Raw genomic sequence first — 10,967 nt, 5'->3', positions numbered from 1 at the left:
ATGGCGAAGTAGATCAGCGCATACCGCTCCACCTCAGGCTCCGGGGCGAGGACGGAGAGGATCATCCGCGAGAGCGGTGTCTGCAGGAGGATGATCAGCAGACCGCCCACCAGTCCTATGAGGAAGGACTGCGCCAGTGTCCGACCCATCCGCTCGGGGCTGCGACTCCCGTAGGCCTGCGCCGTGAGACCGGAGGTACCCATGCGGAGGAAGGAGAAGACCCAGTAGATGAGGTTGAAGAGCGTCGTCGCTATCGAGATCCCCGCGATCGGCGCCGCCTCCTGCAGGTGCCCCGTCAGCCCCATGTCCACCAGCCCGAGGAGGGGGACGGTGAGATTGGAGACAATATTGGGTAGGGCGAGCCTCAGTATGCGGCGGTCGAGGGCCAGACCCTGGGAGGACGACATAGACGGACTACTTTGTAAGCGGCTTCTCGAGGAGGTTGCTGTCACCGTAGGAGAGGAAGCGGAAGTCGTGATCGAGGGCAAAGCGATAGATCTCACGCCACCTCTCCCCGACAAACGCCGCCACCAGCAACATCAGTGTCGAGACCGGCTGATGGAAGTTTGTGATCAGCTTATCCACGAGACGGTACTCAAACCCCGGCTCGATGATGATCTGCGTGTCACCGATCAGAGCCGGGCTGCCACTCTCCTCGAGATAGCGGATCAGCGCATCGAGCGCCTCCGGCACCGACACCTCGTAGACCCGCTCGTACGGCATCCACTGGCTGACGTGGAGCGGCTCATCCACGCCATCGAGGACATTGATTCCCATATAGTAGAGGCTCTCCAGCGTGCGGGTGGAGGTGGTGCCGACGGAGACGATCTGTCGTCCCGCCCGCTTCTGCTCGGTGATGGTTCGCAGCGCCTCCAGCGGCACCTTGATCACCTCCTTATGCATCTCGTGACCGCCCATGGTGCTGCTCTTGACGGGGGCAAAGGTGCCGGCTCCCACATGGAGCGTGACGCGCGTCTGACGGACCCCCCGCTCCTCCAGCTCCCGGAGCACCCGGTCGGTAAAGTGCAGCCCGGCGGTCGGTGCGGCGACACTCCCCTCGATCCGCGCATAGACGGTCTGGTAGGTGACGAGATCGGACGCCTCGGTGTCGCGATTGAGGTAAGGCGGTATCGGCAGCTCACCCACCTCCTCGAGGATGTCGGCGAAGGAGCCATCGGTATCCCACGAGAAGCGAACCAGTCCGTCGCCGACCCGCTCCACGGAGAGCGTGCCACCCGAGATCGGTCGGGTGAGGCGGTCCTCCTTCCACTTCGACGCATTGCCGATCATGCAGTGCCAGGTGACGCTATGGTGCGAGGCAAAGGACTCCTCATAGAGCTTCGGCTCGTAGGGGTCGAGACAGAAGACCTCGATGCGCGCGCCTGTGGGGCGGTGGAAGACCACCCTCGCATTGATCACCCTCGTGTCATTCATCACCATCAGATCCTCCGGCGCGAGCAGTCCCGGCAGGTCGTAAAAGTGGTGCTCACTGATCGTCCCGTCAGGGCTGAGGTGAAGTAGCTTGGAGTGATCCCGCTCAGCCAGCGGGTACTTCGCGATGCGCTCCTCCGGCAGAGGGTAGCTGTAGTCGCTGATGCGTATATGCTTATAGTCTTCCATTATTTGAACCTTTTGTGCCTGCAAAAGTACCCAAATTTGTCCCTACTCCCCTCCGAGCGTCCTCCCATCCCCTTAGGAGCAGTGCAAAGATACCTCCTCCTTCACCTCCGCCTGTCTCTTATCTGCATGTAGCGCCCACTCCCGTCGACTACAAGCACATTCATACGTTAGTGATCCTAAGCCACGAAGCCCCTGTCGAAGTGACAGGAGCTTCGTAAACGGTATGACGCAAGTCTGTGGCGGGATTGCGTTACGCACAGAGATGCAGAGCAGGAGGGCAGTCTCCTATCACTCCACTAACCCTTGATCATTTTTTGACACGAACGAGATAAATACCCCAGAATAGCGAGTCACTAATCATATCCACATTGCCTAAATCAAGGTCATGGGAGGTGAAATTTTCTACAATAAATACATATTCTTCTTCCAGCACCCATCTATGATCATCAAGAGCATACATAGCTAATCGCAGCAGACCGCCCTCGTAACAATAGTTACATTTTCGCACCCCCTCATACCGGTAATTGCGATAGGATAGATACATCATACCGGTTTCACCGGTTTTACTTTCATAGCCGGATGTCCCCTCCACTTTACCCGGCAGGAAGCTCAGAGATACCTTTATGTCAGTAGTCTGCTGCTCGATGTAACCATTCGCATTTCCTCGCCACACAGTATTGCATAGCGTTCTCGGAGGCTCATTGTCAGGCTTTACGGTGTCGTCATCGCATCCATAGAGGAGACACGCCATAAGTGAGATGGCTAAGCACTTCGCGATCGTCATATAACTCTTATTCTTCATAGTCCTACTACAGTATAAAAAGCACTTAGCATACTCATAGAAATGGGTTTTGCATCCAAAGATGCAACCAAACCGGAAAGACCATACACCTCAGGGATATAATCTTCGTCGTAGAAAGACAAGCAGACCTTGTTGTCCGGGTCGTAAAGGTACCTCACGTTGTTGCGGTCATTCTTGTACGTCCTGAAATGCAACTCATCTATATCAAACGGAATAACTACACACGTATGCTTACTCCGTAGCAAGGGGTTTAGTCTTCCGGAGGGTTTCCCCTTTATCTCTATGCCCTCAAACATAGTACCAATAGAGCGAGTAAGCCTATCAACTTCGGCAGAGAAGTTGTCAGAGCCAGATCTGAGACTCGAGGAGAATATCACCTTGTCTCCGTTTCGGGTGTTGAGGACGGAAGCCACAGTATTTCTTGACTTTCCATTGACGAGAGTTGCGACATGCTCAATCGTAAAATAGGGAATAGAGAGGTGCCGAGGTCGCTCCAGTCCCTCATTGACGTCTCTGATAAGCTTACCGAAGTTCTCCTCAAGCACGAATTCATCCAGTCCGTGGAGACCATTCGGATTGATGTCTACCATCACCAGATTGTCGGAATTTACAAGAGATGACAACCAGCTCGATAAGTCTACCTGAGCATGAGGAAGATCCGTCAAGGAAGTGTTAAGAACCAGGGATGTATTGCCACCGGCCACCTTTACTTTTGTATACACTTCACTCCGGTTTACAGACCTTTCTGTCTCATGACCAGAGGCATCAGAGAGATTAAAGCCAATCGAAGAGCCATCACTACCTTTTCCTCCCCATGAGAAAGAGAAATTGAGAGTATTGGTGAAGTTGCTCTGGATACTCCTCTTATCGCCGACATAGTTATGCAGATAAGTAGCACCGGCCTTACCACCGACAGCATAGTCACAGACCACATATCCACCATAATTCCGGATAACATCCGCTATAGAAGAGTTGTACAGACTCCCAATAAATGACGGACTCAGGTATTTTTCCGTGATCTGCCTTTTTGCATACGAGGTGGCATTCAGCTTCACATTGGACTCCTTATAGTAGAGATTAACCAAGCCCATCATTTGCTTTTTTTCCCACTCTATTCTGGACTGAAAGTTCGTCTCAAAAGCACTCTCGAAGCCAAAGCGGAATGGCAGGAAGCTTGGGACAGAGAAGCTGGCTGAAATCTTATTCTTGCTATGCGAAACCTCGATATATTCATTATAATCTGAAAAAGCATAGACCTCTGAGAGGGCACTCCGGACAGACACCTTATTGAGATTGTCTTTCATCCGAGAGTCGCTAAGCAGTGCGCCTATGTCGACGATGGGATAGGTAAGGTTGTCAGGATCTCCGATAATACCATTACCAGCCTTATAACCGTGACCAATGTAACGGTAGGGAGACTCGTCAAAAACACCCCTGAGAGTCACTTGACTTAGCGTATGAAGACTGCCCACTTCCTTAGACACCTGGGTAGTCAGGTCTCTCGATCGAGCTTGGATCACATAGGTACCCGCAGGTGTAGTATACTCATCGGGGGTGTCCTGCACAGGGTTACATCCCACCACCAGCAGACAAGAGATTCCTATGCCTAAGATCCTTACGCTGATTACACCACTTGTATTCATAACTGCTGCAGCATAGAGGTTTTTATCGTCCTGCCGGACTCTATCAGGCTTATGGGGAGCCTGTACGTCTTCTTTGTACCCGATGATGTCTCCACGATTATCTCTGGATCCTCAGCATCCGCCATCGAATGAACATCGCCACTCCAGTAGCCATAGACTGCCACACGAACATTAGAGTCATCCTTGAGAGCAAGAGTCAGCTTATAGGGGCATCTGACGTAATACTTAGGAATGGAATACCGTACCGTAACTCTGGACTTAGCCGGTATTTCTACTCGGAACGCAATGTCTTTCAGACTCCTGTAAATAGTCTGTCTCTCTTTATAGCGAGATAGTTTCGGGGCATTAACAGAAGGCTTCTTCTGAAGGGATCCGTCGAATACTTCAGGGGTCTTAAGAGTAAACTTATCTATATTTACGATTGCATACTTAAAGTCAGTATATTCATCGTAGTTAGAATTTTCCTCTAGATCTACAGATTCGAAAGTCACAGTCTGTTCCCTGTAGACACTTGTGGGGTTTGTGTAGGAACATTCAACAGTGGTACTACCCTGAGGTCGAACTTCAGAGACTACACCAGGCAGGTGATCTTTCTCATCCAGATACTCAACACCTTTAATTTCAAAAAGCTTGTTTGGCTCGATAGTAAACAACTGATTCCTTGATCTCGGGTTATCTTCACTCACCTCCGAATTAAATTCTCCCCGATTATTTGAGCCAACTTCCAGCAATCTGTACTCCGAAGGATTCAGCCGTGCTGTTTGTGATGTCGGGAAGAAAATCGCATCAGGATTAATGATTTTGAATCGCCCGTCAAGATCGACAACCAGTTTCCAGTTTTTCGCCATATAGTTCATTCCGCTCTCCTTCATAGGGAACAGAGTGGCATAGTATTGCTTCGAACTACCGCTCTTCAGCACACCCTCTCCCAGGATACCTACGTATGCTCCTGTAGAGTGAATGGTATACTCCATCCCACTGGTAAGCGAATGAGTTCTTATCTCAAACTTCTGAGATGAAGAGCCGGAATTCCGGGGCTGAAAAGTAAGTATGGTATTGAGCCGGGAGCTTGTAAGGTATATCTCGGGGTGCCCGACTGAGCGTATGGAATAAGTCATCCCCGCCTTGGACATCTCGGAAATATTGTCGTAGAGAGCGAAATCACGAAGCTCTCTTGCAGCATCGTATTCGTGATAGCGGTCTGATGGAGACAGCAAGGGTAAGCGTCCTGACTCTCTAAGTTGTTTGTACTCAGCTATCAGGACATCAGAGGGGACCTCCTCAACCACCTCAGCGAGAGAGATATCGGATGATACGTCAAGCATCCTGACATCCGGCTCAGAGGCATTGTCTAAGGAAACAAGCGAACTAGTGGTTGCATCCGGAGCGTTCTGCTCCATACAGGAGCAGAGAGACAGCACTCCTGCTAAAGCAAGAAGGCCGCAGAGTCTTTCATTTTTAGTAAATCTCATATTAATACTCGCATATACAAAGGTTATGAATGGTATTCTTCTAACGCAAATATAGGTATAATCTCTTACCGGCAAAAAAACACTTCATAACGCAACTAGACAAGCGCATCAGACCTTGCCGCCGGATGCCCGCCGGAACGCATAATCCGGGCACAAAAATGTATATAACTGTCACTCAGATAGTAGCGAGTAGGCACTTCTATTACCGATATTAGTGTCGACTATTACCGGTATTAGTAATCACTAATACCGACTATAGTGTCATCTAATACCGGTATTAGATTGCGGGCCTCTCCTTCCATCAGGTCACATACGATCGGTGAAGTAGCGCAAAGAATAGGGGGCAGCACCTGAGTAAAGTCAGGTACTGCCCCCTATTAGATAGGACTATGGTTGCCTATGGCGTGATCACTCGGTCACCTCCTCGGGCTTATCCTCGGTCACGCGCTCGAGGCGTCCCATGATGGAGAAGATGAAGACGGCGGCAATGCCACAGCAGGCGATCAGGATGATGAAGAAGGTGGGCATCGAGATCTTGTCCCAGAGGTTACCCATCACACCGACCAGCATATTGCCGACGGCGGTGGCGGCAAGCCATCCACCCTGCATCAGACCGGAGTACTGGGGAGGAGCTACCTTGGAGACAAAGGAGAGACCCATCGGGCTGAGGAAGAGCTCGGCCACAGTCAGGGTCAGGTAGGTACCGATGAGCCACTCCGGCTGTACGAGGATCGGGCTGGTACCGCCATTGAGCGACCCGGGTGCCGGCAGCTGGTTGGTCAGGGCACAGATCAGCATCACGAGGAAGCCGACGCCTGCCATGATCATACCGATACCGATCTTACGCGGGGCGCTCGGCTCCTTGCCCTTAGCAGCCAGGGCGGCAAAGATGCCGACCGTGATAGGCGTCAGGAGGACGATGAAGAAGGGATTGAACTGCTGGAAGATCTGCGGAGTGATATTCTGCATCCCCTCGAGCGGCTTGATCTGCGTCATGTAGACCACCACCAGGGCGACTAGACCGGCAACGATCAGACCGAGACCGAGCTTCTTATTCTTCTCCGATCCCAGGAGACCCATCGTCATCGAGTAGATACCGTACATGAAGACGATGAATGCCACCAGCATACCGATATTGAAGAGACCGCAGGTGGCCGGGTCGACCTGACTCACCGTGTAGTCACGGGCGAAGAAGGTCAGGGTGAGACCATTCTGATGGAATGCCATCCAGAAGAAGATCACCACGATGAAGACGAGGATGAGGGCAAACATGCGCTCGCGGACCTCCTCCTTGGGCATCGGCTTCACCTCCTTGCCCTGCTCGGCGGCATTGCTCATCGCCTGCTTGGCGGTGACGTCGGCAAACTTCCAGGTCTTGCGTCCCAGGACGAAGATCAGGATGGAGATGATCAGCGAGATACAGGCGACGAAGAAGGCGTAGCTGTAGGAAGTGGAGAGAGCGGTCTGCACATACTCATAGCCGAAGTCGCGAGCAAAGCCCTTGGACTCCACGCCCTCCTCCAGGGGAACGAGACCGGCAGGCACCTCTGCTGCGGCGACGCGGTCGAGCAGCTCCTGACGGGCAGCCTGCTGCTCTGGTACGCGAGACTTGGCGAGACGGTAGTCGTCATCGGTCACCATCAGAGCCGGGTCGGTGATCTTGCCGGTGACGGTGTACTGATTGAGTCCGGCGAGCTTGAGATTAAACTCTGCCGCATCGGCGTCGGCCTGGAAGAGGACGCCCTCGTCAGACTTGGCCTTCGTGATCGCCTTATCCTGCTCCTCCGCAGCCATCGTCGCCCAGTCGCTGTGCTTAGCCTGGACAGCCTGGATGAAGGCGGTCTCCTCGTCAGCGGAGAGGAGACGGTCGTTGAAGCGGTTGTAATTGGCAGGGATGTCGGCGTTGTAGTACGCGAAGTGGTGATCCTTGAGTACCCCGTTTGTGATCGCTTGTCCCATACTGGGGGCGAAGAGGGAGCCGATATTGATGAAGAGGTAGAAGATCGAGAATGCGATGTCTCGTCCCTTCGCATACTTCGGGTCGTCGTAGATCTTACCGACGAGTGCCTGGAGGTTCCCCTTGAAGAGTCCCGTACCTATCGAGATCAGGAGCAGTGCTCCCAGCATGATGGCGAGACCCGCCTGTCCGGCGCCGAAGGGCATACCGAGCAGCAGGTAACCACCAAACATGACGACCACTCCGATCAGGATCGTCCGACCATAGCCGAGCCACTTATCTGCCACCACACCGCCGAAGACGGGGAGGAAGTAGATCAGAGCGAGGAAGATCGAGTAGATCCAGCTCGTAGTGGCTGATGAGAGTCCAAACTTTGCCTGCAAGTACAGGGTCAGGATGGCCAGCATTGTGTAGTAGCCGAAGCGCTCGCCCATGTTTGCCAAGGCGAGCACCAGCAGCCCTTTGGGATGACGTTGTGCCATGTGGTTAGTTGGTTTATAGGTTGTAAGTTATTATGGTCTTATCTATCCTCTGCCGGTCGACGACCGGCAGGAGGCTCTCCGCACAACCACGCCGGTGGAGAACCTCAGTGGCAAAAATACCCTTTTTACCGTTAAGTACAAAGAAGCGACCGCCCTCCCTGTCTCCAAGTGGGGGCGGTCGCCACGTAAGTAGGTACTTCTGTCAGGCGCAGAAGAGCAGTACCAGCAGCTGCGCCAGTAGGATCCTCATAAACATCGCCAGAGGATAGACGGTTGCGTAGCCGATCAGCGGCTTATTGCGGGACGTGAGCGTCTGAGCATAGCCGAGTGCGGGCGGGTCGGTGGTCATACCGGCGATCATACCGGCGAGGGTGAAGTAGTCGAAGCGGTAGACCTTGTGACCGATAAAGGCGACGATGATCAGAGGCAGGAGCGTGATCAGGAGGCCGTACCCGAGCCACGCATAGCCGCCCTGAGCGAGCGTCTCGATGAAGCCCTGACCGGCGCCGAGACCGACGCAGGCGAGGAAGGCGCAGAGGCCGATCTCGCGGATCATCAGATTGGCACTCGTGGTGGTGTAGGTCGGGAGACCAAACTCTGCTCCCCATCGACCGACGATGATGGCAACGATGAGCGGACCGCCGGCGAGACCCAGCTTGAGCGGGGCGGAAAGACCGGGGATCATGATCGGCAGTGAGCCGAGGATGATACCGAGGATCAGTCCGAGGAAGATGGCAAAGAGATTGGGCTTATTGAGTGCCTTGGAGGAGTCGCCGAAGGACTTGGCGGCAGCGAGCACGCTCTTCTCCCCGCCGACGCAGAGGAGCTTATCGCCCTGCTGGAGCTTCAGGTACGGAGCAGCGACCAGCTTTACGCCGGCACGGTCGACGCGCGTCACGCTGACGCCGAAGTGCTCACGGAGCTTCAGATCCTTGAGCGTCTTACCATTGAGCTTACTGTCCGAGAGGAGCACCCAGCGGGAGACCACGTCCTGAGACTTCTCTACCCACGCCTCGTGGCTGGACTTGTCGAGCCGTCCGACGGCAGAGACGATGTCGTCCTCATTGGTCGTGCTTAGGATCACGAAGAGCTTGTCACCCTCCTCAAACCGGGTCTGACCATTCACCAGTCCGATCTCGCCGGTGGCGGCCTTCAGTATGCGGGAGACGACGAAGCCGGTGTCCGGCACGAGACTCTTGAGGTCCACGACCGTCTTCCCGAAGAGCTCCGGATTGGTCACCTGGACGGAGATGCCCTCCGTCTCGCTGGTCTCTGCATCGGACTGAGCGGTGAGGCGCTTCTCCAGCTCGTCGGTATTGATCTTCGCCACCACCTTCGTCATCACGATGGTCATGATGATGCCGACCACGGCGAGGGGATAGGCTACGGCGTAGCCCTGGGCGATCGACTGATCAGGGACGCCGGTGATGTCCTGATAGGTCTGCTGGGCAGCAGCGAGACCGGGGGTATTGGTCACCGCTCCGCTCATCACCCCCACCAGCGTCTGCATCGGTATGTCGGTGATGTAGAAGAGTGCCACCGTCACCAGAGCTGCCAGAGTGGCACCGATGGCGGCGAGGACATTGAGCTTGGCGCCCTTGGACTTGAGATTGGAGAAGAAGCTGGGTCCCACCTCCAGACCGATGGAGTAGACGAAGATCGCCAGACCGAAGTCCTTGAAGAAGCTGTTGATCGTCGGATCGATGGAGAGCCCCAGCTGACCGAAGAGGATGCCGACGAAGAGGATAAACGCCGTCCCGAGGGAGATCCCCCAGAACTTGATCCTCCCCAGCAGCAGCCCCACGGCGATCGTGAGGGACAGGACGACGATCGCCTGGGCGATGCCGTGCTGCAGAAAGAGATTGGTTAGCCAGTCCATAATGATAGATAGGAGCGAGACCTGGTCGGGGTGACAAAGTCCCGCTGATAAATTATTTCAAAAACAAAGCAAAGATAGCAAAATAACATGACCTCGGCTTTTCGTCCCCGAACCGGTGCAGGGGCAATGCGTTTGAGCTCTACCTCAAAGAAGCGACAATCCCTGTCGCTGTGCAATCCCGCTTGCCGATCCCGCAGGGGCGAAGCCCCGGAGGGATCATCGCTCCTTAGACCGGGCGTCGAGGCACGAAGTGCCGAAGACCCCGGGAATGAAGACCTCGGGAAAGATATACGACCCCGCCAGGGTGTCGCACTGATTGAGTAGGCGGCTGCCGGTGCGACACCCTGACGGGGTCGCGATCGCTTGCGATGCCTGATCCACGGGTCGTCGGGGCTACGCCCCCACATAGGAGATGAGCGATAATAGAGACCACCCATCCGGTAGCCTAAGCATCAGCCTCAAATGCGTCAGGTCTGCGCCCCAAACTAAACCCGGGTTTAGTCATCACTATTACCGGGTTTAGTGATCACTAATACCGGGTTTAGTTTTTTGGGGGGTGCAGGGCTGACGCATCTGAGCTCTACTGCAAAGAAGTGATAACCCTGTCGCTGTGCAATCCCGCCTGCCGATCCCGCAGGGGCGAAGCCCCGGAGGGATCATCGCTTTTTAGACCGGGTGTCGAGGCACGAAGTGCCGAAGACCCCGGGAAAAAGGATCCCGAGAGATATACGACCCCGCTAGGGTGTCGCACTTATCTGAGAGTCAGTCAATCAGTGCGACACCCTGGCGGGGTCGCGGGATCGCTTGCAATGCTTGATCCCGGGGTCGTCGGGGCTTTGCCCCTCCGACCACCGGGCTAAAAAGCGAGCACCCCTATCGGGGTGCTTCGTTCACACTCTTCGCAATGAGTTGAATGACTTATGCAAAGCTCAAACGCGTCAGCCCTGCGGGTGAGTCAGAGGGTGCCTTTTGTGGTGGAAATAAATTGGTACCTTTATCCTGTCCCTCAGCAACGAGGGGCAGGATAATTTATTTGCACTCAACTATTATGATACCAAGCAAGCAAGTAGAGGAGCAGGAGTCACTCTTCCGGATCTTTATCTCATGTATGA

At 54.3% G+C, this 10,967-nt stretch carries 7 protein-coding genes; all 7 read right to left on the bottom strand.

Annotation, left to right across the window (positions count from 1 at the left end; genetic code table 11):
• Positions 1-407 (bottom strand): MATE family efflux transporter (locus Q0F21_RS03110; protein ID WP_297237320.1); only part of this gene is annotated, 407 nt, incomplete at its 3' end.
• Positions 408-414: 7 nt separating this feature from the next.
• A complete protein-coding gene (locus Q0F21_RS03105; RefSeq protein ID WP_297237318.1) occupies positions 415-1,620 on the bottom strand; it encodes an S-adenosylmethionine:tRNA ribosyltransferase-isomerase in 1,206 nt (401 codons plus the stop codon).
• A 307-nt stretch (positions 1,621-1,927) separates the two neighbouring features.
• Positions 1,928-2,422 carry a hypothetical protein gene (locus tag Q0F21_RS03100; protein WP_297237316.1) on the bottom strand — a complete coding sequence of 165 codons (495 nt, stop codon included), beginning with the start codon at positions 2,420-2,422 and terminating at the stop codon, positions 1,928-1,930.
• Complete coding sequence (locus Q0F21_RS03095; RefSeq protein ID WP_297237314.1) at positions 2,419-4,065, bottom strand: MAC/perforin domain-containing protein; 1,647 nt, start codon at positions 4,063-4,065, stop codon at positions 2,419-2,421. Before Q0F21_RS03095 ends, Q0F21_RS03100 begins: the two co-directional genes overlap by 4 nt.
• Entirely contained in the window at positions 4,062-5,537 is a 1,476-nt protein-coding gene (locus Q0F21_RS03090) for a hypothetical protein (RefSeq protein ID WP_297237312.1), read from the bottom strand. Before Q0F21_RS03090 ends, Q0F21_RS03095 begins: the two co-directional genes overlap by 4 nt.
• 408 nt (positions 5,538-5,945) lie before the next feature.
• Positions 5,946-7,976: a peptide MFS transporter gene (locus Q0F21_RS03085; protein WP_297237310.1), complete on the bottom strand. Its 2,031-nt coding sequence runs from the start codon at positions 7,974-7,976 to the stop codon at positions 5,946-5,948.
• 202 nt (positions 7,977-8,178) lie between these two features.
• Positions 8,179-9,855: a putative transporter gene (locus Q0F21_RS03080; protein ID WP_297237308.1), complete on the bottom strand. Its 1,677-nt coding sequence runs from the start codon at positions 9,853-9,855 to the stop codon at positions 8,179-8,181.
• Positions 9,856-10,967: the final 1,112 nt, after the last annotated feature.

The sequence above is a fragment of the uncultured Porphyromonas sp. genome (genome assembly GCF_934359325.1).
In the GTDB taxonomy this organism is placed as follows: Bacteria; Bacteroidota; Bacteroidia; order Bacteroidales; family Porphyromonadaceae; genus Porphyromonas_A.
This window is presented reverse-complemented; position numbering and strand designations above follow the sequence as displayed.